The following is a 22,011-nucleotide window of genomic DNA, read 5'->3' on the forward strand; positions in this document are numbered from 1 at the left end:
ATGAGAGCTTACCAGACCTTGTTCTTTTCTTTTATATTCTTTTTATCAACTTTAGTAAAAGCTCAGGATTTCCCTCCCCCGTCCAGAACATTGGTGACCGACTTTACCGGTACGCTAACGGATGCTCAGCGGCAGCAGCTTGAAAGTAAGCTAGTTGCTTTTGCTGACACCTCTTCAACGCAAATAGCCGTTGTGATTATGCGTTCGGTAGGTGATTACGACATAGCCGACTATGGAGTACGACTAGCCCAGCAATGGGGTATTGGAACAAAAGGTAAAGATAATGGGATTTTGTTGCTTGTTGCCAAGGAAGACAGAAAAGTAACTATCCAAACCGGTTATGGTGTAGAGGGTGCCGTACCCGATGCCATCGCTTTTCAAATTATTCGAAATATTATTACACCTGCATTTAGGCAGGGCGACTATTTTACAGGAATTAATCGGGCTACAGATGCGCTCATCTCTTACACGAAAGGAGAGTTTAAAGCTGAACCACGTAAGAACAGAGGAGGAGGTGGAAGCGGTGGACTCATCCTAACTGTGATTATAATTGCTGTTATCATTAGTTTACTTGCCAGCAGAGGTGGGGGCAAAGGGGGCGGTGGGCAAGTCATCGGTGGCCGTGGTGCATCTGATCTATTCTGGCTTACCATGTTAAGCGGCATGGGACGCGGAGGAAACCGGGGTGGAGGATTCGGTGGCGGCGGTGGCGGAGGCTTTGGTGGTGGAGGTGGAGGCTTCGGCGGCTTTGGAGGAGGAAGCTTTGGTGGCGGAGGCTCCAGTGGAAGTTGGTAGGTAGTTGAGTAGTTAAGTGGTTGAGTAGTAGTAGTAGTAGTAGTAGTAGTCGCATTGTCTTTAGAAGCGTTATCGGAACAACAAACAACGAGCATAACCATAACTGATAACGCCCAACTCAAAGAAATACTGCTAGTAACAGAAAACTGATAGCTTAAAAATGTTAAAACGAGATTCTTTAACCGCACAAATGCAGCAACTAAGCCATACACTGGCAAAGGTGAAAAGGCTGATCATAGAAGACCATGAACCAAAAGCACTGGAAGAGGTAATTTATACTTTAGAACACTATTATGGTACTTCCCAAAAAGCATTGGTTGCCATATCCACTGATGTGTTTATGGATCAAATCCGAGAACAAGCTTATAAGGCAGAAGAATTGAATATGCTAGCGGCCTTCTTAGATGAGCTTGCAGGCCTTAATGATGATGAAGAAACGAGAAAGAACCTATGGGCTAAAGTTATTGCGCTTTATGATTTCATCGAAGAAGAATTTCAAACACTTTCTTTTGATCACATTGCAAGAAGAAATATTTTAGTTAGGGCACTCGGTATGGAGTAATTATTTTGGGTCAAACTAGGTTGTTCGGTATCAATCGTGATATTTAGCTATATTTAGCATCTAAAATGATCGTATCATTTCTACACTTCAACAAACAGAATACATGATTCTTAAACTAGCTTTATAAACTTTTATGAACTTAAAAATCAAAATGTTGATCCTTTCGTGCATGACATGTCATTTAGTAAGCGCACAGACGGGTGATTTCCAACCCATTTACCCAAACGGCAAGATTCCCAATGAACGACCGGATAAAACGGCGGTAACAGAAGTAAGTGAGATAGGAAAGGATGGCATCGAGCGAATATCGTCAGTCAGTATCCCGGCGATAAAGTATTATGCACCAAATAAGCGCAAAAGTAAGGGGTCTGCCATTATTATTTGTCCAGGCGGCGGTTATGGCATTTTGGCCATGGGACATGAAGGGGATCAAATAGGCAAAAAATTTGCAGAGAACGGTATTGCTGCTTTTGTTCTAAAATATAGGTTGCCCAACGAAGCTTTGATGCAGGATAAGAGCATTGGCCCCCTACAGGATGTCCAACAAGCATTCAAACTTGTTAGGGAGCAGGCTGAAACGTATGGTATCAATCCACAAAAAATCGGTATTATCGGTTTTTCTGCGGGGGGGCATTTGGCCTCTTCGGCAGGTGTACATTATCAAGATGTTAAAATTGATAATCCAAAGAAAACCAGTCTTCGCCCCGATTTTATGTTACTGATCTACCCCGTTATTAGTATGGACTCCGGCATTACACACGGCGGCTCGCGTAATAATTTGCTAGGAAAAATGCCGAACAAGGAGATGGTAAACTATTTTTCCAATGAAACACAAGTTACTTCAGATACGCCACCTACCCTTTTGGTCCATGCAGAAGATGATACCGCTGTTCCGATTGCCAATAGCAAACGCTTTTACGAAGCATTACAAAAACAGCAGGTCCCTTCCAAGCTAATCACTTATCCTCATGGAGGACATGGCTTTGGTTTACACAATAAAACAACCACTGACAAATGGTTTGACCATGCCTTGGTATGGTTACATGAAATAGGCTTTTAGTGGTAATCAAGATAGTTTCTGAAATGTCCGCCACCAAAGGTCGGGCATTTCGCCTTCTATGGCTAATAGATAATCTTCATATCGGCAAGGCACTAAATGAAAACGCTCGTTTACTGACTTTGTATTAGGGTAAGGCACCTGCATCCACCAACGATCTGTTTTTTTACTTTTTATGAAAACCAATTCATAGCTATCATCGTTTAATGAAGCACGATAAGTAACATAAGATGATTTTGGTTGTAGTGGAAAATCTTTCTTTCTGTTATAGAAGCCGTCAATAAAATACCAGATCATTTGGGCTAATAACATGGCAGTTTGTCCATTTTGATCGTATGCAGGATTAAACTCGTAAAAGCCGATAGAACTTAACTTATCACTCATCCCAGCGTAGCGACATAGCTGACAGGCTTCTTCACCATAGAAACCGTTTGGTGTTGCATTTGCATTGGCTGCAGCATCAGAAGAACGAACAGCACTGATATCGAAGCTTAATAAGTCGGCATTTCTGATAACAGGTTCTGCCTGATCCGTTTTTCCGGTAAACAAGCCAAGACGATAGGAATCAAAATAGAGCTTATCCATCACTTTCAGACTATCTTGACTTACGAAGTAGGTTTGATACCCTATGTTACTATAATTAAAAAGATAGTTCGGCTGGTGTAGTAATATTTTGGTTAGGTAGGTTTGTGACGTTGTTTCACTTTCATTTTCAATAGATTCGTCTAAGTCGAAATGTGAATCAATCACCACCAGGTCCACTTTTTGCTCGAGTTTTTCATAACCTTGGAATTGTGCGTAGGTCAGATCCTGCCCTCCTCCGATAATAATCGGAATAATGTTCTTTTTTATTAACTCTTCTACCACTATTTTCAGGGCAGCATACGTATCGCTTATCCGCTCACCTGCTTGTATGTTTCCAAAATCAGCAATTCGCAAGAGGTAATCACCGCGGTGCAAGCTATACAATTTTTCACGCACATGATCAGGAGCAAGTGCACACCCTTGATTAGCGATTGCTCGGCGATCTTCCGCTACACCAATGATGGCTAAATCAAAAGCCTCCTCTTCTTGATCCGGGAATTTCGTTTCAAAAGCCTTTATATGCGCTCCAAGCTGACTGGTCAAGAAGCCATGCGGAGGGGTTAATTGCTGAACATCAATAGGAGAAAAAAAATCGATCAATGACATGAAAAAAGGATTAGCTAATGCAATTTACTTTAAGATTGTGCAAATATCCATTTATTAACTTACTTTTGAAAGTATTAATGATCAATCTATAGGAAATAAGACGGTGATATTAGTTACTGGTGGAACAGGATTTTTAGGTTCAACGCTTCTTAGACGATTACTCGCCGAAGGAAATACGATTCGGGCGATCAAACGTCAAACTTCAGTCATTCCTAATGATCTTCTTACACATCCAAACCTGCAGTGGCTGGAAGCCGATATTAGCAATTATTTTGAACTGGAAGACGCCTTTGACGGAGTTAAGGAGGTCTATCATTGTGCAGCAATGATTTCTTTCGATCCAAAAGACAAAAAGAAAATCGTTGCAGTCAATAGCAGCAGCACGGCCCACATTGTCAACCTGTGTATACAATACGGTGCCCGTCTATTACACGTTAGCTCGGTAGCTGCTATTGGTAAGCCGAAGCCACCACAGCTGCTCTCCGACGAAAATGACATTTGGGAATTTGACGGTTCACAGAATGGTTATGCCATTTCAAAATATGAAGCAGAAATGGAAGTTTGGCGAGGCACGGTAGAGGGTTTGGATGCCGTCATCATGAACCCTTCGCTGATTATTGGTTGTCAAAGCGGCCAGGAAAACACCGGTGCAATTTTTAAGCTTTTGAAAGATGGCCTGCGGTATTACCCGGAAGGCAGTGTAGGTCTGGTGGATGTGGAAGACGTTGCCAGAGCCGCGATCATTTTAATGAACAGTAAGGATATCCAAGCAGAGCGTTTTATTATTAACAATGAAAATATGACGTACCAAGAGCTCTTCCGCATTTGCGCGAATTACCTTGGTAAACCTGCACCCAATAAATTAGCAACCAGGGGCATGTTGGGATTAGCATGGAGGGCGGCGAAGGTTTTATCATGGTTTACCGGCCGACAACCGGGATTAACGCACGACACTGCGCATGCGGCCCGTGAAAAGCAAGCCTATTCCAATGCAAAATTTAAAGAGAAGATAGGCTTTTCATTTAAGCCTATTAGCGAAACGTTAAAAGAAATTTGTGAACATATTTAGATAGGCGGAAGTTCTTCTCTCGCCTATCTTTAAAGATTAATCCCATTACGGACATGAAACATTATTACATCATTGATTTCGACAGTACATTTACACAAGTTGAAGCACTTGATGAATTGGCCCGGATTTCCCTTGAACATCATCCGGCCAGAGAATTGATCTACACGGAAATTGAACGCTTAACCAACGCGGCAATGGAGGGCAACATTTCTTTCCGAGAGAGCCTTGCGGGCCGAGTGAAGCTTCTCCAGGCTAACAAATCGCATCTGGAGAAATTGATCAGTACCCTCAAAAAGAAAGTGTCTTCATCTTTCTCTCGAAATCGTGTGTTTCTCCGTGAGCATAGTGAAGATGTATTGATTGTTTCCGGCGGATTTAAAGAATTTATAACCCCCGTAGTAACTCCGTACGGTATAAAAACAGAAAATATTTATGCCAATACATTCATTTTTGATGAGGATGGAAATATCGTCGGTTACGATGAGAGCAATCCCTTATCAGATGAGGGAGGTAAGGTAAAATTGCTCAAGACAATGAATCTTGACGGCACTATTTATGGTATTGGTGATGGTTATTCGGACTTCCAATTAAAAGAATCGGGTCTGATTGAAAAGTTCTATGCCTTCACAGAAAACATTGAACGCAAATCGGTATCAGAAAAAGCAGACCATATCACACCTAGCTTGGACGAATTTTTATACGTCAATCATTTACCCAGAGCTATTTCATATCCAAAAAATCGCATTCTTTGTCTTATTGTTGGCGACGTTCCGGAAATTGCTATCCATCTGCTTAGGAGAGATGGTTTTTCTATCCGCCATAAAGAAACATTAGAAGAGAAATATGTAAAAGATGTCGGAATGCTTCTTTTGGCGAACGGTATAGATATCACCGATGAGCAACTTTCGCAGGCAGAGAAACTGAAAACCATTGGCTATCTCGGAAACAGTAAAGGTCACATTAATCGGGAGCTATGTAATGAAATGGGAATCGTTCTTTTTGACGACAAGAAGGATAAAAAAAGAAGTGGCGAGTTTATTCCTAAAAGAATGGCCGACTTCATTAATAAGGGAGATACAGCCATGAGCCGTAATTTTCCAAACATGCAATTGCCACGCATTCATCAAGCACATCGTCTTATCCATATTCACAAAAACGTCCCGGGAATTATGGCGCAAATAAACAATGTGTTTGCTCAGCACCATATTAATATCGTTGCACAATTCTTAATGACAAAAGGAAATATCGGTTATGTAATAACGGATATTAGTAAAGGCTATGATGATACGCTTTTAAAAGAGCTTAGGCAGATTACTACAACTATTAAGCTTCGGATTTTATATTAGCGCCTTGTCTTTGAAAAGGAACGCTTTTGTTTTTCTTTTTTGCGGAAAAAAGAAAAACAAAAGCGTTCCTTTAACATAACATTCCTATGGCTTTCTCAAAGCGAAACTCTTTCCTATTGAAGTATTTCAGCTAATTTGGCATGCAGTTCTTCTCCTCGTAGATTTTTTCCGACAATTTTTCCCTGTGGGTCAATCAAAAAATTGGCAGGTATGCCTCGTACGCCATAGAGTTGAGCCGCTGCATTATTCCAAAACTGCAGGTCGGAAACCTGTGTCCATGCCAATCCGTCATCGGAAATAGCTTTTAACCAAGCATCCTTTCCATTTGGTCTGTCCAGAGAAACGCCCAAAATAGTAAAATTTCTATCTTTATATTTATTAAAGGCCGCTACTACATTTGGATTTTCCTGCCTGCACGGGCCGCACCAGCTCGCCCAAAAATCAATCAAAACATATTTACCTTTGAAAGAGGAAAGGGCCACTGGTTTGCCTGTTGTATCATTCATGGTAAATTCAGGGGCTTGCGCACCGATACTGGTACCTTTTGCTGCATTCAATGATTGTCCGTATTCTGCGCCTATCTTGCTTGTTTGTATGTCTTTTGACAGGCTACTATATAGTTGTTGTGCCTGTTCATAATCTCTCCCGGGATCCAGCGTAGATCGCAAGGTATACATACTAACTAATGAATTTGGTTTGCTCTTAATGAAATCACTTACAATTTGTATTTGCTTCTGTTGTAAACCTTCATAAAGTGCTTGAAACTTCTTCTGAAACTCTTCGGAGTTTCTTTCTTCATCCGATGCTCCATAATATACATTCATGATGTTTGCCTGATCAGCCTTAAGCACATCCATTGCCTTGTTTAAGGTGGATTGATCTACATTTAATGGAGTTCCGCCTAATGTAGCTTTACTTAATGAATCAGCCGATTGCACCGTAATCGTTCCTTTTTCCAAAAAGACAGGAATCATATCGGGTGCTTCCAGTTGCATTACAGGTTCCCCCTTATGGGCTAATACTAAAACAGCGTTAAGCGGCTCTTCTACTGCACCTTTAAACGAAAATGCGCCATTTATGACACTTGTGGAGTCAAGCTGATTAGCTCCGTTTAGGCGATAAGAAATATAAGCCTTCGCCGGAGCATTTACATTTCCTATATTTCCTTTAATCACATAATCTTGCTGTGCATTGGCCCAAAAAGGCAGGGCTGTTAATACACCAATTATTAGTTGTTTCATACATTTCTTTTTATACCGTATAACTTACCACCAAAATAAACAGTAAGTAAACTGTGTTTAACAAAGTATTTCCATTGCTTGTAACCTAAAACAAAAGGCACCCCCTTCTTTACAAAAGTAACATTAAAATTAGGGAACGGAAGAGGGAATGTTTTAATCGCTAAATTTTAGCTAACATGTTACAGAGATGCCTTTGCAAAACCCTTCTGAAAGAATAAACGGTCTTTTTTAACGCGATCGCCCCACAACATGCTACAAGTATTTGCCTTCTTTTCCTTTTTTTTCCTAAATTGCACGGCATACAACTTATATATTTTTACCGTGGCACATTCTTATGAAATTAAAGTTGAGTTAACGAAAGACTCACAATTAGCAAAGGTTGATTTTAACAACCTAAAGTTTGGACAAATTTTATCTGACCATATGTTAGTGGCGGATTACGATGATGGTGAATGGAAAGAGGTCAAGATTGTCCCTTATGCTAACCTTAGTCTGAGCCCTGCCACTTCAGCCCTTCACTACGGGCAGGCTATTTTTGAAGGCATTAAGGCGTATAAATTTGAAGACGGTCGTGTTAGCATTTTTCGTCCGGACAGAAATTTTGACCGCTTTAATAAGTCTGCCGTCCGGTTGGAAATGCCTGAAGTCCCTCGAGAGATCTTTATGGACGGGCTAAAGAAATTGATTGATATTGATCGCAGTTTTGTGCCACCAACTACCGGTGCGTCCCTTTATATTCGCCCGTTTATGTTCGGTACAGAACCGGCTTTAGGTGTTCATCCCTCAAAGTCCTATAAATTTGTGATTATTACGGGGCCGGTTGGCGCCTACTACAATAAGCCATTACGTGTAAAAGTAGAAACCTATTTTACCCGAGCTGCAGCGGGAGGTGTTGGCTTCTCCAAAAATGCCGGCAACTACGCCCTTTCGCTCTATCCTACTCGGTTAGCACAGGACGAGGGCTTCGATCAACTAATTTGGACAGATGCCAAGGAGCATAAATACATTGAGGAAGCAGGCACTGCCAATTTAGTATTTATGTTGGGAGATACGCTTATAACCCCAGGGTCTGAAACTGTTTTACAAGGCGTTACCCGTCACAGCATTATGGATCTAGCTAAGAGCTGGGGAATCAAAACCGAAACACGGGATGTAAGTGTCCAAGAATTAATCGAAGGCATAGAGACAGGCAAGGTAAGTGAAGCTTTTGCTGCCGGTACTGCTGCTACTTTGACACCAATCTCGGAGATAGGATATGAAGGTAAGATTTATAAGCTCAGCGACCCCGCCACCCGTGAGTTTTCGAACAAGGTATTGGACTATCTTAACCAGTTACGTTACGGTAAAGTTGAAGATCCTTTCGGTTGGAACTTCATTGTAGGATAAAGCTAACCATCGGCTATCGGAATCAGCTGATAGCCGATGACTAATCATTGACGTTTAAGACTGTCTTGTTGTTCTTTTTTTTCCTTTTTATGGAATATTCCTTTAAAGAACTTTTTGAGCTTTCCAACTGCCTTATCAGCCTCTTCTGCCGTAGCTGTTAATTTAGCCTCCCGCTTCTTATCAATTCCGACGCTAGCCTTGACCCCTTCAAAGAGGCTCTTCCATAGGAAATTAAAGAAGGAAGCGGTTAAAGGTCGCCTATAATTAATAGGCCCGGGGTGGAATTTCTCGTTCGCGTCGGGATTACTATCATTGATCAGAAATTTATTTGTTAGGATTGACACCATTCCATTTTTAGATTTTGACCCATCGCTCTCTTTGGTTATTATCTGTACCGCCAAGTTTCTATAAAAGAAGTCGACTCGTCCCACTGCTTTGTACTCATTCGCTTTTACATTAAAATGGAGTCGATCAAAATATCCCGACGATACCTCTACCATTGCCAGCGGTTTTGTTAACGGATTTAATGCTTTGGCATTCATTGCTGTTAATGAACCTTTATAAGTAAAAGCCCCGAGCTTATCAAGCATATTAAACCCGAAATTAATATGGAGTTTACCGTTGTTCATGAATTTCGAGTGAATATCAGCGGTCATATAGGGATTATGGATCAGCGCCAGCGAATCGTTCGTTATATTATAAAAAGTGCCATGTGTATTGTGAAAACTTACTGTTCCAATTTGCCCGCTTTTCAGATTATATTCTTGATAAGTAACCAGCGCTTCTTTTAGCGTGAGTGTGTCTATTTTAATCGGAAAAGCCAGTTTTCTTAACTCCTGGTGCGGGAATTTTCCGATTTTTTCTTTTGCTTTCTTCTTCGGATAGGCTGTATTTTGGTAGATTTCAACTTTTGATTTTCCAAGTACAACTTCGCCTGCATATAATCTCTGTTGTTTTAAAAATTTAAATAGGTCAATGTGCTTGATACTGATGGTATCAAATCGCAATTCAAAACGCTCTTTCGCTATTTTCGTTTTTTTATGGAAATCCACTTTACTATAACGGGGCATCATTTGCAAACCGCTTAATACCATCGTTCGATTAGTGGAAGTAAATTGAATTCCCTTTAAGTCGATATAATATAAACTATCACCGGTGGCAATGCGGTAGTCATTCATTTTAAAATCTACCGAGCGAGCATTATAAAAGCGCAAGCTATCTTCCTGAGAGGTGGAATCTACGCGCAGATCGGTGATGTCGATATTTACATTTTTCAAACGCGTCGTCTTCTCCTTCTTTTCGTTTCGATTGGTATAGGCAATATTTACGTTTTCGAACGCGATATGTTCAACGGTTAACTCATTTAGTATTTTTGAAATCTTTTGATATAGGGTACGCTGATCCTTCGGCTGAACCTTATCATTGTACGCCTGCGTTTGATTGACCACCTTAATATCCGGGTTTTCAATCATAATTTCATCAATATTGAGCTTCCTTTCTGTGTAAATTCGTTTGGGGTGAAAATCACGAATAGCTAACCGGGCTACGGAAATATCGTATATATTATCCGGGGCTTTTCGCTGCGCTTTCAATTCATTGTATACATTAGTATCGGGCGTGAGCTTAAAATTATACAGATAAGCATTTCCTGTTACCATGTTGAAGTCAAGATCATCATAAGAGACCTGGTATAAGCTGTCGCTCGAGCTCAAAACGATCTCGTGTATCTTTTCATTTAAAATAGGTCGCCAGTGATTTCCCAGATACCATAGACCAGCGATAACAACGAGTATCAGCGTTAACAAAATGCCGATCACCCACTTCCAAACGGGTTTCATAGATTTATTTCTTTCGAATGTATAATATGCAATCCATAACCTAAATATAGGCAAAAAGTTTGCGCTCACTTATCATATCTCCGGCAAGCCTAAATTAACTTTTAATCCGGAATAGAGCGCTTTCCACATTAAATTAAAAAAAGTCTTTTCCTGCGGGTGTTTATAATAGTGCCGCGCAATACGAGGCGGCTTCCCATCCTTTGAAGGATTGTTCGCTTCTATCGCTAACCAGTTTATAAACAAGGAGAGAAAGCCTTTTTTCTCCAGTTTGCCACTACTTGCATCCAGTACGGCGACTTTCAAATCATTATATAACATTTCCGTTTCGACATTAGCGCCATAACGATTTGCCGTTATATTGAATCGAACGGAATTCACATAACCCTTTTCAGCTCTCGCTAAAGTAATAGGCTCGAGCAATTGGTTATAAAAGCTTGCCGGTGCTCCGTCCAAAACCCCTTTATAGTGAAATGCGCCAAGTGTATCAAGCATATTAAAATCTATATTCAATGTGAGTTTTGGTTTTCCTAAAAAGAATGTTGAGAAAGATCCTTTAATCCAGGGATTTTGTTTAAGCTGCAGACTATCGTTGCTAACATGTTGCAAATGAGCATTTAAGTTGTTAAAGAACACCAATCCTGCTCTACCGGATTTCGGGTTTAGTTCCTTGTAATAAACATCCGTGTTTTTGATATAGATATTGTTAATTGTAATCGGTACTTTTAAACGTTGAAAAGCAAGGGATGGAAAATTATTTGACGCCGTCGTCTTTTTTTCCCGCATCCCTTTGTCGGCATACACACGGATAATTGCCTGATTAACAACAAGGCTATCCATTTTTAAACATCCTTCGTCCAGCCACCGTTTCAGATCTAGCCCACTAGCCTCAATCTTCGGAAAAAACATGTCATAACGATCTCTTTTATATTTTAGCGTCTTTGACCATTGCTTCTCCGTGTATTTAGGAACAACTGAAAACGAATCAATACCAAGCGTATTTTTTTCAGTAGAAATATCTAAACGGGCTAGTTGCAATTTATATAGCTCATCGTTCGATAAGTAGATTACTTTCTTGCCATAAAAACGAAAGCTCTCCACAAGTCCAAGCCTTGTCGAATCCTGCTGTTTAGCCCACTGGCCTAGTTTAATATTACTTGCATGAAAATTAATATTTTTTAGCCAAGTTTCCTTCTTCGACTGCATATCGATGGTGCGGTATTGAATTCCTGACAGGGTAATTTTCTTTATAACGATTTTATTTTTTATAGCCCGCAATTGCTGTCTTATATTTTTTCCATTTTTTTCCGTTTTAGATGAGATCTTGTATTGTATAATGATTGGCTGACTTACAATTACATCGGAGGCATTGATCTCTTTATGCCAAAGGAGCTTCAATAGCTTAAATCCGGCAACATTTATGTACTTTGCTTTTAGCTCAAACAAAGTTGTCTGTCCTCCTTTTTTCAATCTCCCATTCCTGGCCGTATCCGGTATTAAGTGAATATTCTTAGCTATAAACTGGCCTCTCCATAAGTTTACCTTAGTATATCCGAAATGGATTTGATATAGCCCTTCACTTTCTTTGCTTATGGCTGATTGTAAACGTTTAGGCAGCTTATCTTCAATAATTTGCTCTGCAATTAAAGCGCTTATTAAAAAAACAAGGAGGGCGAATCCTACCCATAACCACCCTTTCGTACCCCTTCTTTTTCCTTTTATTGGTTCTGGCATATAGTATGATTAACACGTCCTAATTGCAAATAAATGCTACCTTGACGAATAGGTTTAATATTACTAGTAAAATAAAAACACATCTAAGTTAAATATCTTCTTTTCGATTAACACCGATTTATACAGATTGTTCGCAAAGGTTGGTAATGTCACTTCATTCAAGCAAGAAGTAGCCTGATGATCGTATTTTAGTATTCGTCTATACCGCGGCGCTGTTAATGCTATGAATAACCACCTTTCCAACAATAGCTGACAAAGTGTCATTAAAACCAAAATTATTTCGTAGTTTTGTAGCCTTAAATCATGGCCATGATAGAGACAGAAATGAGTTTAAAAGAACACGACGAATCGCGGCAAGGCGAAGCAGTAATGTTATCTGATAATAAAGAGCAAAATGGACGCAAACTTTATATTGAAAGTTATGGTTGTCAAATGAACTTTGCTGATAGTGAAATCGTTGCTTCTATACTACTGGATAAAGGTTTCAGCACTACTCCCGATTATAAAGAAGCGGATGTAGTTTTTATCAATACATGTTCCATTCGCGAAAACGCAGAACAACGCGTGCGCAACCGCCTAAAAGAATTTGAATCCGCTAAACTAAAAAAGCCGGGAATGATTGTAGGTGTACTGGGATGTATGGCCGAGCGTTTAAAATCAAAATTCTTAGAGGAGGAAAAGCTAGTTGATGTAGTTGTTGGACCGGACGCCTATCGGGATTTACCCAATTTAATCGAAAAAGTAGATGATGGTAGCCGGGCTGTTAATGTGTTACTCTCGCGCGAAGAAACCTATGCTGATATCAATCCGGTACGATTAAATACCAATGGCGTTACTGCGTTTATATCGATCATGCGCGGTTGCGACAATATGTGTTCCTTCTGTGTAGTACCTTTTACCCGTGGGAGAGAACGCAGCCGTGACCCCTATTCTATTGTTAAGGAAGCGCGAGACTTATTTAAAGCCGGTTATCGGGAAGTTACTTTGTTAGGACAGAATGTGGACTCCTATAAATGGTCGCCTCAAGAAGACGATGCTGCTGCAAATCATACGGCGATTACTTTTGCAAAATTACTGGAAATGGTGGCAGCTGTTGACCCCTTACTCCGCGTACGATTTTCCACCTCGCATCCCAAAGATATTACCGATGAAGTGCTATATAGCATCGCTAGGCATGAGAACATTTGTAACTATATACATCTACCCGTTCAATCAGGCAATAGCCGGATACTGGAACTAATGAACCGCACTTATGATCGCGCATGGTACATAGAACGTATTGACACCATAAAACGAATTATCCCTGACTGTGCGATATCGACAGATGTGATTACCGGTTTTTGCAGCGAAACGGAAGAAGAACATCAGGATACACTTTCCATGATGGACTATGTGCAATACGATTATGCTTATATGTTTGCCTATTCGGAACGTCCCGGAACACTGGCTGCCAAGCGTTACGCTGATGACATTCCGGAAGAGATAAAGAAGAGAAGATTAACAGAAGTAGTAGAGAAACAACGGGCACACAGTCTTTTCAGGTTACAGCAACAGGTCGGAAAGATACACAAAGTTTTGATAGAAGGTTTTTCAAAAAGATCTGACAAGGACTATTGCGGTCGTAATGATCAAAATGCCATGGTTGTTTTTCCCGTTGATGCCCGATATAAAGTTGGCGACTATGTCAATGTAATGGCAGAGACATGCACATCAGCAACCTTAATCGGTAAGATTGTTTGATAACGCATCTATATGTATCCAGTAGGATTGGCAATTCAATTCTGTGTGGCGTAAAATATTAGTAGAACAAATGGATATACAAGATATTAAGAATAGATTTGGTATTATCGGCAATTCGCCTTTATTAAATAGAGCCATTGATGTTGCTAGACAGGTGGCTCCAACCGACATCTCTATTTTAATCACCGGGGAAAGTGGCAGTGGTAAAGAAGTATTTTCGCATATTATCCATCAATTAAGTAGCCGAAAACACGGTGCTTTTATTGCTGTAAACTGCGGTGCTATCCCCGAAGGAACGATTGATTCCGAACTATTTGGACATGAAAAGGGTTCCTTCACAGGTGCTCACGAAGCAAGGAAAGGTTATTTTGAGGTAGTCAACGGTGGAACCATCTTTTTAGATGAAGTGGCCGAGCTCCCTTTAAGTACGCAAGCGCGTTTATTACGCGTGCTTGAATCCGGTGAGTACTTGCGGGTAGGCTCGTCGAAGGTACAGAAAACCAATGTGCGAGTGATTGCCGCAACCAATGTAGATGTTTATGATGCGGTAAAGGCCAACAAATTCAGAGAGGACTTATACTATCGCTTAAATACTGTTCCGTTACGGATCCCGCCGTTACGAGACAGAAGGGAAGATATTCATTTACTTTTTCGCAAGTTTGTTGCGGATTTTACGGACAAATATAGAAGTCCGAGTATTCAGCTTACCGATGATGCCCAACAATTGTTAAGCAATTACAATTGGCCGGGTAATGTAAGGCAATTAAAAAATATTGCGGAGCAGATCGCCGTACTTGAAAAGGAGCGAGTGATTACTGCACAGATATTACAAAGCTATTTACCCAACGAGCGGACAAGCACCTTACCTATGCGGTTAGAGAACAAAGCCAACGAAGATTTTTCAGAGAGAGACTTGCTGTATAAGGTTTTGTTTGACATGAAGAAAGATATGGTGGAATTAAAAAAATTAGTTGTTGAGCTATTAAAAAATGGCATCAATTCCAATACTATTTCCGACAATTCTCCGTACTTAAACCAATTATATCGGGAAGTGCAGCCAAATACATCATCAAGCAATGAAACCTTCTCACCATTAACGATCCATCAACCCCCTGCAAATAAAGAGAATTTTGAAATCGCTCCCCATGCAGAAGAAATAGAAGAATCGTTATCGTTAGTAGAAAAGGAATCCGATTTAATTAAAAGGGCTTTAAAAAAATATAAAGGTAAGCGAAAATTAGCGGCTCAAGAACTTGGAATTTCAGAGCGTACGCTGTATCGTAAAATCAAAGATTTGAATTTAAGTTAAGAGTTCCCGATTGCCAGAAAGTAAAAAGATGCTTAGAGCTGTTAGATTATCATTTTTATTGGTCCCGTTTTTAGTGCTTCTCCAGTCATGTGGAGTATATAAACTTAACGGGGCATCCATTCCCGAAGGAATGAAAACCTTTAATGTGCAATTTTTCGAAAATTCTGCTCCCATTGTGGTGCCTTATTTAAGTCAGCAATTCACCGAGGCATTAAAAGAGCGTATTCGCAACCAATCGCGATTAAGCCAAGTGACCTCCGAGGGCGATGCCATTTTTGAGGGACGCATTACCGGCTATGCCATTACTTCGGCAGCGGTTGGGGGTCAAGATCGCGCGCAGGCCAATCGTTTATCGATTACGGTGAGTGTAAAATACGTTGATAACATCAAGCCGGACAACAGCTTTGAACAGAGCTTTACACGATATCAGGATTTCACCGGTACAGTGCAGGCGCAGGAGCAAACGCTTATTGAAGCAATCAATAGACAGTTAACCGAAGATATTTTTAACCGCGCTTTTGCCAATTGGTAAGCGTAAAATCGTCGACAGTGGAGCAACAATCATTAAGACATAAATTTAATGGATTACTGGCAGATTCTACCCAGATGAAGCAAGAAGATTTGGCATTACTTCTGCAAGCCTATCCTTACAGTCATATCTTATGGTTTTTAGAAGCTAAACGCTGTTCACAGGACAAGGGTGATCAACAAGCTATCTTTAAGAAGGCAGCGCTATTTGCAAGCGATCCGGAACAGCTCTATAACTTTATTTACAATTCTCCTTTAAATGACCTTACGTTAAGTCAGGACGATGCTGTCGCAAAACTCGATCAGGTTTTGGGGCAAGACCGCCTTAAGGAACATGCCGTGGAAAGTGCGTTTATTTCCGAAGCAGCCATTGTAGAAGAAGATGTAATTGATGAAACCACTGAATCTGCGGACGAGCCTGAGGTTATATATACAGAAGAAGACCAAAGAGTACCAACAGGTGTAGCCCCCCCTTCTCCTGAAGAAACAGAAGCCTCTAGAGAAGATGTTTCGAAATATGACGACGATTTAATGCCGTACACGTTTGTATGGTGGCTTCACAAAACTCGTTTAGCTTATGCGGACACTTATCAACCTTATGCCACAAACCGAAAGCCTTCGTTAAAAAAATTACAAAACGATATTAGTGATTTGGTGTTAGATCAGCAGATCCGAGAAAACATCTTTCATTTGCAGGAGCCTGAAGAAAAGCTAAGTATTAAGGAAAGCAGAACCATCACTTTTAAGGTTCCGAAAAAAACCGATGAGATTATCGAACGCTTTATTAAAGAAGAACCGCAGATTCGACCTCCCCAAGCCAGTCAGATCACACTCGAGAATAAGGCTAGGCAAAGTGCCGAAGATCAATCTAACTTTGTTTCGGAGACCTTGGCTCAAATCTATGAAGAGCAGGGGCTTTATCATAAGGCAATCGATACTTACATGAAATTAAGTTTGAAATATCCCAAAAAAAGTGCTTATTTTGCCGACCGTATTAAAGCGTTAGAAAGTAGAATTAATTAACCACATAAAGAAATGTATACATTACTTATCGTATTAACCATTTTAGCCTGTGTGCTTTTGGTATTTATTGTTTTAATCCAGAATCCGAAAGGAGGTGGCTTAGCCTCAGGTTTTGCCGGGTCCAACAACCTCATGGGCGTGCAACGCACAGGAGATATTTTGGAAAAAGGGACATGGGGTTTGGTAATTGCGATTATGGTATTTTCGCTATTGTTGAATATTACGAACCCGGGCGCGGGTACTGGCTCTAATCCCGGATTAGAACTGCAAAAACAAATTACACCGACGGCTACACCGACTGCTCCTTTACAGAAACCGGCGACGACTCCGGCTACTCCGCAAGGGCAGAAACCAGCGTCTGTCGACACTACCAAGTAATTATATTAAAACCCGTAAAAAAACAAAAGGGCATTGCACATTCTGCACTGCCCTTTTTTCTGCCAAATATTCAGCCAAGCTGACAAGTTGAAAATAAATTTCTATTATCACGAGCCTTCGAAATGAAAAAATGACAACAAAAATCGTCTTTTTGATTTTGGCACAGTTCATGACTTAAAATTTCCCGGAAACGTTAATCTAATATTAAAAACAATAATATCTAGTACAATTATGGCATTAAGTATCAAACCGATTGGAGACAGAGTAGTAGTAGAAGCTGCTGCTGCTGAAGAGAAAACTGCATCAGGTATCTACATTCCTGACACCGCCAAGGAAAAACCGCAACGCGGAACCGTTGTTGCTGTTGGCGAGGGAAAAAAAGATGAGCCTATTACTGTTAAAGTGGGCGACCAAGTGCTGTACGGTAAGTATGCCGGAACAGAAATAACCTACGAAGGAAAAGAGTATTTAATTATGCGCGAATCCGACATCTATGCTATAATCTAGTCAGTATAGCTTTTTAGAATAGATTAAAACGAACATTAACCATTAAAAGCGCGTATAATTAACTAGAGAAGATCGATGTACGCAATTTTAAACTTTAAAAACTATGTCAAAACAGGTAAAATATAACGTAGAAGCGCGTGATGCCTTAAAAAAAGGTGTTGACATCTTAGCAAATGCTGTCAAAGTAACATTAGGTCCAAAAGGACGCAATGTAATTATTGAGAAAAAATTTGGTTCGCCTGCCATTACTAAAGATGGTGTTACTGTAGCGAAAGAAATCGATTTAAAAGATGCGCTAGAGAACATGGGTGCACAGATGGTGAAAGAAGTAGCTTCTAAAACCGCTGACCAAGCAGGGGACGGAACAACAACGGCTACAGTTTTAGCACAAGCCATTGTGACTGCAGGTATTAAGAACGTTGCAGCCGGTGCTAATCCAATGGATTTGAAACGCGGTATCGACAAGGCTGTTGCTACTATTGTTGAAAATTTAAAAGCACAATCGCAAACAGTAGGAGAAGACAATAGTAAAATTAAACAAGTTGCTACTATCTCTGCAAACAATGACGAAGTCATTGGTGAATTGATTGCAGAAGCGATGGAAAAAGTTGGAAAAGACGGTGTTATTACTGTAGAAGAAGCGAAAGGTACTGAGACAGAAGTAAAAACCGTAGAGGGTATGCAATTTGACCGCGGTTATTTGTCGCCTTATTTTGCTACCAACACGGAAAAGATGGAGGCCGAGCTTGAGAATCCTTACATATTGATTTATGACAAAAAAATCAGCAATATGAAAGAGTTGCTTCCGATTCTGGAAAAGCAAGTACAGACAGGCAAGCCGCTATTGATTATCGCTGAAGATTTGGATGGCGAAGCATTAGCTACATTGGTAGTTAATAAAATTCGTGGTTCATTGAAAGTTGCTGCCGTTAAAGCTCCTGGCTTTGGCGACCGTCGTAAGGCTATGCTTGAGGACATCGCGATCTTAACAGGTGGTACCGTAATCTCGGAAGAAAGAGGTTACAAACTAGAAAATGCAGACCTTTCTTACTTAGGACAAGCTGAAAAAGTTGTTGTTGACAAAGACAACACTACTATTATCAACGGTTCAGGTGAGGTAGAAACCATTAAAGGTCGCGTTAACCAAATCAAAGCGCAAATCGAGACGACTACATCTGACTATGACCGTGAAAAACTGCAAGAGCGTTTAGCGAAATTAGCAGGCGGTGTGGCTGTACTTTATGTTGGTGCTGCTACAGAAGTAGAAATGAAAGAGAAGAAAGACCGTGTAGATGATGCTCTTCACGCAACACGCGCAGCTGTTGAAGAAGGTATTGTTGCAGGTGGCGGTGTAGCCTTTATCCGCGCTATTGAGTCTCTTGAAAATCTTAAGGGAGAAAGTGAAGATGAGACCACAGGTATCAACATTATTAAACGTGCTATCGAAGAGCCGTTGCGTACAATCTGTAACAATGCTGGCGTAGAAGGTTCTATTGTTGTACAGAAAGTAAAAGAAGGTAGCGGTGATTTCGGTTACAACGCTCGCTTTGACAGATATGAAAATCTAATTAGCGCAGGTGTAATTGATCCTACGAAGGTTTCACGTGTTGCCTTGGAAAACGCAGCTTCAATCGCTTCGATGCTCTTAACGACCGAATGTGTATTAGCAGATGAGCCAGAAGATGAGAAAGCTGGTGCCGGTGCTCCTCCAATGGGTGGTGGCATGGGCGGCATGATGTAATATAAATCATTCCCATAAAAAAAGCCATGGTATAATATCATGGCTTTTTTATGGGAAATATGTTATTAAGTTGTTAGCATCAGCACTTTCCAAGTTACTGCTTCGGCAGTTAGCTAATACGTTTCACTATCGGGCGGGATACCGAAGTTATAATCACTTCGCCTATTTTTTCCGGATTTTGCAGTATGGCTTTTCTTTGTAGACTTTCTTATCCACGACGTAATGGCATCGACCCCTTGAGCGAGGCGTTCTTTATTAAAGAACCCAGCAGCTTGGCTTGAGAGCAACCCCATTAAAATACGTTTGACATAACCTGCTTTTCTAAAAAAGACGCGATTAACAAGGAAAGGTAACCCTACCCGCAAGCTCTTTGTCAGCCAATCGCCTTGAAAAGCTCCCCCTTTTGTACCAATGTTGCTAAACAAGCTCGCCGTATTGGGAAGAAAGGCAAACATGTTTTGAAAAAAATGAACGGGCTTATTGATTTTATTCTTCAGGATCCCAAACTGATGCTCCAAATAGGCTTCCTGTTCCATCTTTACTGTCTTCAATCGTGCAATTTCAGCTTGTAGCTCTTCTATATTAGTTATTTTGTTCTTCATCGTCATCGTCTTTACGTAGACTAATAAAAATTTTTATAAAAACATTGGCGATCATCTTTTTGATCGTTTGTCTAAATGCTGCTACAAGCAATATGAGTAAGATGAACACCAATCCGGTGACGGCAAAGCCCAATGCGTAGCTATCTAAAAGCTCCCCAATAAAAAAAGCGAGCGCCATACTTAGATAGAATACCACAAAAAAAGCAAATAAGAGGCTTATACCACTAACAGCAATTCCGGGAAGTATTTTGGAAATGCGTCCAACAAATTTTAGATAAGCTAAGTCAGTATAGTTTTCTACATATTCTTTTAGCTTCTGGACAACACCTTTAATTGAAAATGTATCTTTTTCTTCCATAGATAATATTTTTCCATTATAGATGCTATCAACATCTATAATGGATTTCATTTATATTCACGCATGTTCTTCCAATGCTTCTTCCACGCTCGCCTCGCCTTTATTCACTTTTGACTTGATTGTAGACACTAAACGTTCTTTCAAATCATTAAACTGCTCCACCTGTTCTGCTGTGCGCTCTTTAATTGCGTCGCCCAAATCTTTTAAGGAGTCGCTTAGTTTATCTCTAGTATCAGAGCCTTTTTCAGGTGCGAATAAGATTCCTAACGCTGCACCCGCAGCCAAGCCTGCTAGCAAAGCAGCTACTATTTTACCATTATCATTCATGACTTTTAAAAAATTAATGTTAATTATCAACTAATAGTTTTTAAAGGCTACCTGAAGCGACCTTATATATATACAAAATAACAAGCAAACAGTTTGCCAACAATACTAATTGTCATTATTTTTTTTCCTTAAGCGCATTTCAGCCAACTTGTTTGTTTCATAAATTTTCACAGTGATCAAGAAATAAGAAAGCAGCAATGGCCCGAAAACAAGCCCCATAATGCCGAACATGGGAATTCCTATAATAACCCCTACAATGGTAATAATGGGATGGATATCGCCCACACGCTTTGCAATTACCAAGCGAAGTACATTATCGATATTCGACACTAAAAGGATGCCCCATAGCAGCATGGCGATTGCATTGAATGTATCGCCGTCTATAAATTTTATGATACAAGCAGGAATAAAAACCATGGGAGCACCTACCACTGGAATAAAAGACAGGATAACGCAAATCACTCCCCAAAATAGAGGATCAGCGAAATCAAACATCCAATATCCAAAGGCGACGGCACCTCCCTGTATTACGGCAATCAGACCTTGACCTAGCACATTCGAATAGGTAATATTTCTTAATTCCACACCGAAGCGTATTGCGTTCTCATCCGAGAATGGGGAATAACGCAATACACCTTTCTCAAACTCCCTACAGCCTACAAACAGAAAATATAGTAGAAAATACATGACCGAGATGTCGAGCAAAATATTGGCGGCACCACTTAAAATAGAAGTCATCAGATTTCCCGCATAAGCCACCCCTCGTTGCAGGTTATTCGTTATCAAATCCGGCTGTTGTAACTTATCTCCTAAAAAGCGGTTAATCTCATCGATTACCCGTTGGATTTTATCAGGATGTTTGGTGAGCTCTATTACTCGTTTGGCAATCATGTTAATGAGGCCATAAAAAGGGAATACAATAATAAAAAAAGAAGCAATGATGATCAATACCGCTGAAATTGATTTCCGCCATTTCAGTTGCTCTGTTAAGTACAGATTTAGCGATCTGAAGATGGTGTACATAATCATAGTTGCCAGCAAGGCACCGAAAATGCCTCGTAAAGAATATAGAATAAATGCACCTAGCACAACGATAATCACTAAAGTGATATTATTCCGCTGTTTCTGATCGAACAAAGCTAAAGACATGCTTTTTTTAAATTCAAAATTAAAAATTAAAAATTAAAAAACTTGCCTCCCGTAGGGATGGTAAAAACTGACCTGGGTAATCAGGTGAGCTCATTTATGGTTATAAAAAGTAAAAGCAGTTATGCAAATACTT

Annotated in this window: 21 protein-coding genes; 13 read left to right on the top strand and 8 right to left on the bottom strand. The window is 40.3% G+C overall.

The window, feature by feature from the left end; translation table 11 throughout:
* The 3 genes from QT327_RS27335 to QT327_RS27345 all read left to right on the top strand — a co-directional run bounded on the left by QT327_RS27335 (position 1) and on the right by QT327_RS27345 (position 2,417).
* Positions 1–795 carry a TPM domain-containing protein gene (locus QT327_RS27335; protein ID WP_149104983.1) on the top strand — a complete coding sequence of 265 codons (795 nt, stop codon included), beginning with the start codon at positions 1–3 and terminating at the stop codon, positions 793–795.
* A gap of 160 nt (positions 796–955) precedes the next feature.
* Positions 956–1,357 carry a hypothetical protein gene (locus tag QT327_RS27340; RefSeq protein ID WP_013664042.1) on the top strand — a complete coding sequence of 134 codons (402 nt, stop codon included), beginning with the start codon at positions 956–958 and terminating at the stop codon, positions 1,355–1,357.
* A 133-nt stretch (positions 1,358–1,490) separates the two neighbouring features.
* Positions 1,491–2,417 (top strand): alpha/beta hydrolase, encoded by a 927-nt coding sequence (locus QT327_RS27345; RefSeq protein ID WP_242627136.1) that lies wholly within the window; start codon positions 1,491–1,493, stop codon positions 2,415–2,417.
* Positions 2,418–2,423: 6 nt separating this feature from the next.
* Here QT327_RS27345 and QT327_RS27350 read toward each other — a convergent pair whose 3' ends face one another.
* Positions 2,424–3,605, bottom strand: a complete 1,182-nt coding sequence (locus QT327_RS27350; protein WP_130855127.1) for a formimidoylglutamase — start codon at positions 3,603–3,605, stop codon at positions 2,424–2,426.
* A gap of 103 nt (positions 3,606–3,708) precedes the next feature.
* Here QT327_RS27350 and QT327_RS27355 point away from each other — a divergent pair, with 103 nt between their 5' ends.
* Both QT327_RS27355 and QT327_RS27360 read left to right on the top strand, forming a co-directional pair.
* Positions 3,709–4,674, top strand: a complete 966-nt coding sequence (locus QT327_RS27355) for an NAD-dependent epimerase/dehydratase family protein (RefSeq protein WP_130855126.1) — start codon at positions 3,709–3,711, stop codon at positions 4,672–4,674.
* A 53-nt stretch (positions 4,675–4,727) separates the two neighbouring features.
* On the top strand, positions 4,728–6,020 hold the full coding sequence (locus QT327_RS27360; protein WP_013664046.1) for an HAD-IB family phosphatase: 1,293 nt from the start codon (positions 4,728–4,730) through the stop codon (positions 6,018–6,020).
* Positions 6,021–6,133: 113 nt separating this feature from the next.
* On the opposite strand, the gene QT327_RS27365 is transcribed toward QT327_RS27360, so the two are convergent.
* Positions 6,134–7,261, bottom strand: a complete 1,128-nt coding sequence (locus QT327_RS27365; RefSeq protein ID WP_013664047.1) for a TlpA disulfide reductase family protein — start codon at positions 7,259–7,261, stop codon at positions 6,134–6,136.
* A gap of 321 nt (positions 7,262–7,582) precedes the next feature.
* Here QT327_RS27365 and QT327_RS27370 point away from each other — a divergent pair, with 321 nt between their 5' ends.
* Positions 7,583–8,647, top strand: coding sequence for a branched-chain amino acid aminotransferase (locus QT327_RS27370; protein WP_041387921.1), 1,065 nt, complete (start codon positions 7,583–7,585; stop codon positions 8,645–8,647).
* A 44-nt stretch (positions 8,648–8,691) separates the two neighbouring features.
* On the opposite strand, the gene QT327_RS27375 is transcribed toward QT327_RS27370, so the two are convergent.
* Positions 8,692–10,485: a hypothetical protein gene (locus QT327_RS27375; protein WP_130855124.1), complete on the bottom strand. Its 1,794-nt coding sequence runs from the start codon at positions 10,483–10,485 to the stop codon at positions 8,692–8,694.
* A gap of 72 nt (positions 10,486–10,557) precedes the next feature.
* Positions 10,558–12,216, bottom strand: a complete 1,659-nt coding sequence (locus QT327_RS27380; RefSeq protein ID WP_130855123.1) for a hypothetical protein — start codon at positions 12,214–12,216, stop codon at positions 10,558–10,560.
* 309 nt (positions 12,217–12,525) lie between these two features.
* Between QT327_RS27380 and miaB the strand changes: the two genes are divergently transcribed.
* The 7 genes from miaB (at position 12,526) to groL (ending at position 19,442) form a co-directional block, all read left to right on the top strand.
* A complete protein-coding gene (gene miaB, locus QT327_RS27385) occupies positions 12,526–13,956 on the top strand; it encodes a tRNA (N6-isopentenyl adenosine(37)-C2)-methylthiotransferase MiaB (RefSeq protein WP_130855122.1) in 1,431 nt (476 codons plus the stop codon).
* A gap of 70 nt (positions 13,957–14,026) precedes the next feature.
* Positions 14,027–15,265 carry a sigma-54 interaction domain-containing protein gene (locus QT327_RS27390; RefSeq protein ID WP_013664053.1) on the top strand — a complete coding sequence of 413 codons (1,239 nt, stop codon included), beginning with the start codon at positions 14,027–14,029 and terminating at the stop codon, positions 15,263–15,265.
* Positions 15,266–15,293: 28 nt separating this feature from the next.
* Positions 15,294–15,797 (top strand): LptE family protein, encoded by a 504-nt coding sequence (locus tag QT327_RS27395; RefSeq protein WP_013664054.1) that lies wholly within the window; start codon positions 15,294–15,296, stop codon positions 15,795–15,797.
* 17 nt (positions 15,798–15,814) lie between these two features.
* Entirely contained in the window at positions 15,815–16,816 is a 1,002-nt protein-coding gene (locus QT327_RS27400) for a DUF8458 domain-containing protein (protein ID WP_130855121.1), read from the top strand.
* Between the two features lie 12 nt (positions 16,817–16,828).
* Positions 16,829–17,194: a preprotein translocase subunit SecG gene (gene secG, locus QT327_RS27405; protein ID WP_289554367.1), complete on the top strand. Its 366-nt coding sequence runs from the start codon at positions 16,829–16,831 to the stop codon at positions 17,192–17,194.
* Positions 17,195–17,425: 231 nt separating this feature from the next.
* Positions 17,426–17,701, top strand: coding sequence for a co-chaperone GroES (gene groES, locus QT327_RS27410; RefSeq protein ID WP_013664057.1), 276 nt, complete (start codon positions 17,426–17,428; stop codon positions 17,699–17,701).
* 103 nt (positions 17,702–17,804) lie between these two features.
* On the top strand, positions 17,805–19,442 hold the full coding sequence (groL, locus tag QT327_RS27415) for a chaperonin GroEL (RefSeq protein WP_013664058.1): 1,638 nt from the start codon (positions 17,805–17,807) through the stop codon (positions 19,440–19,442).
* Positions 19,443–19,555: 113 nt separating this feature from the next.
* On the opposite strand, the gene QT327_RS27420 is transcribed toward groL, so the two are convergent.
* The 4 genes from QT327_RS27420 to QT327_RS27435 form a co-directional block, all read right to left on the bottom strand.
* Positions 19,556–20,044, bottom strand: a complete 489-nt coding sequence (locus QT327_RS27420) for a hypothetical protein (RefSeq protein WP_013664059.1) — start codon at positions 20,042–20,044, stop codon at positions 19,556–19,558.
* The gene (locus tag QT327_RS27425; RefSeq protein WP_013664060.1) at positions 20,025–20,453 is read right to left on the bottom strand and encodes a phage holin family protein; all 429 of its coding nucleotides are present in this window, start codon (positions 20,451–20,453) and stop codon (positions 20,025–20,027) included. Before QT327_RS27425 ends, QT327_RS27420 begins: the two co-directional genes overlap by 20 nt.
* Before the next feature lie 6 nt (positions 20,454–20,459).
* Positions 20,460–20,729, bottom strand: coding sequence for a YtxH domain-containing protein (locus tag QT327_RS27430; protein WP_013664061.1), 270 nt, complete (start codon positions 20,727–20,729; stop codon positions 20,460–20,462).
* Positions 20,730–20,834: 105 nt separating this feature from the next.
* Positions 20,835–21,878: an AI-2E family transporter gene (locus tag QT327_RS27435; protein ID WP_013664062.1), complete on the bottom strand. Its 1,044-nt coding sequence runs from the start codon at positions 21,876–21,878 to the stop codon at positions 20,835–20,837.
* Positions 21,879–22,011: the final 133 nt, after the last annotated feature.

This window comes from Olivibacter sp. 47 (assembly GCF_030372825.1).
In the GTDB taxonomy this organism is placed as follows: domain Bacteria; phylum Bacteroidota; class Bacteroidia; order Sphingobacteriales; family Sphingobacteriaceae; genus Olivibacter; species Olivibacter oleidegradans.

Bases quoted from the DNA above. Each gene is read 5' to 3' on its own strand.
- QT327_RS27430 (WP_013664061.1), bottom strand. From the start codon at position 20,729: ATGAATGATAATGGTAAAATAGTAGCTGCTTTGCTAGCAGGCTTGGCT.
- miaB (WP_130855122.1), top strand. From the start codon at position 12,526: ATGATAGAGACAGAAATGAGTTTAAAAGAACACGACGAATCGCGGCAA.
- QT327_RS27395 (WP_013664054.1), top strand. From the start codon at position 15,294: ATGCTTAGAGCTGTTAGATTATCATTTTTATTGGTCCCGTTTTTAGTG.
- QT327_RS27390 (WP_013664053.1), top strand. From the start codon at position 14,027: ATGGATATACAAGATATTAAGAATAGATTTGGTATTATCGGCAATTCG.
- QT327_RS27345 (WP_242627136.1), top strand. From the start codon at position 1,491: ATGAACTTAAAAATCAAAATGTTGATCCTTTCGTGCATGACATGTCAT.
- QT327_RS27420 (WP_013664059.1), bottom strand. From the start codon at position 20,044: ATGAAGAACAAAATAACTAATATAGAAGAGCTACAAGCTGAAATTGCA.
- groL (WP_013664058.1), top strand. From the start codon at position 17,805: ATGTCAAAACAGGTAAAATATAACGTAGAAGCGCGTGATGCCTTAAAA.
- QT327_RS27365 (WP_013664047.1), bottom strand. From the start codon at position 7,261: ATGAAACAACTAATAATTGGTGTATTAACAGCCCTGCCTTTTTGGGCC.
- QT327_RS27375 (WP_130855124.1), bottom strand. From the start codon at position 10,485: ATGAAACCCGTTTGGAAGTGGGTGATCGGCATTTTGTTAACGCTGATA.
- QT327_RS27340 (WP_013664042.1), top strand. From the start codon at position 956: ATGTTAAAACGAGATTCTTTAACCGCACAAATGCAGCAACTAAGCCAT.
- QT327_RS27335 (WP_149104983.1), top strand. From the start codon at position 1: ATGAGAGCTTACCAGACCTTGTTCTTTTCTTTTATATTCTTTTTATCA.
- QT327_RS27435 (WP_013664062.1), bottom strand. From the start codon at position 21,878: ATGTCTTTAGCTTTGTTCGATCAGAAACAGCGGAATAATATCACTTTA.
- secG (WP_289554367.1), top strand. From the start codon at position 16,829: ATGTATACATTACTTATCGTATTAACCATTTTAGCCTGTGTGCTTTTG.
- QT327_RS27360 (WP_013664046.1), top strand. From the start codon at position 4,728: ATGAAACATTATTACATCATTGATTTCGACAGTACATTTACACAAGTT.
- QT327_RS27350 (WP_130855127.1), bottom strand. From the start codon at position 3,605: ATGTCATTGATCGATTTTTTTTCTCCTATTGATGTTCAGCAATTAACC.
- groES (WP_013664057.1), top strand. From the start codon at position 17,426: ATGGCATTAAGTATCAAACCGATTGGAGACAGAGTAGTAGTAGAAGCT.
- QT327_RS27380 (WP_130855123.1), bottom strand. From the start codon at position 12,216: ATGCCAGAACCAATAAAAGGAAAAAGAAGGGGTACGAAAGGGTGGTTA.
- QT327_RS27425 (WP_013664060.1), bottom strand. From the start codon at position 20,453: ATGAAATCCATTATAGATGTTGATAGCATCTATAATGGAAAAATATTA.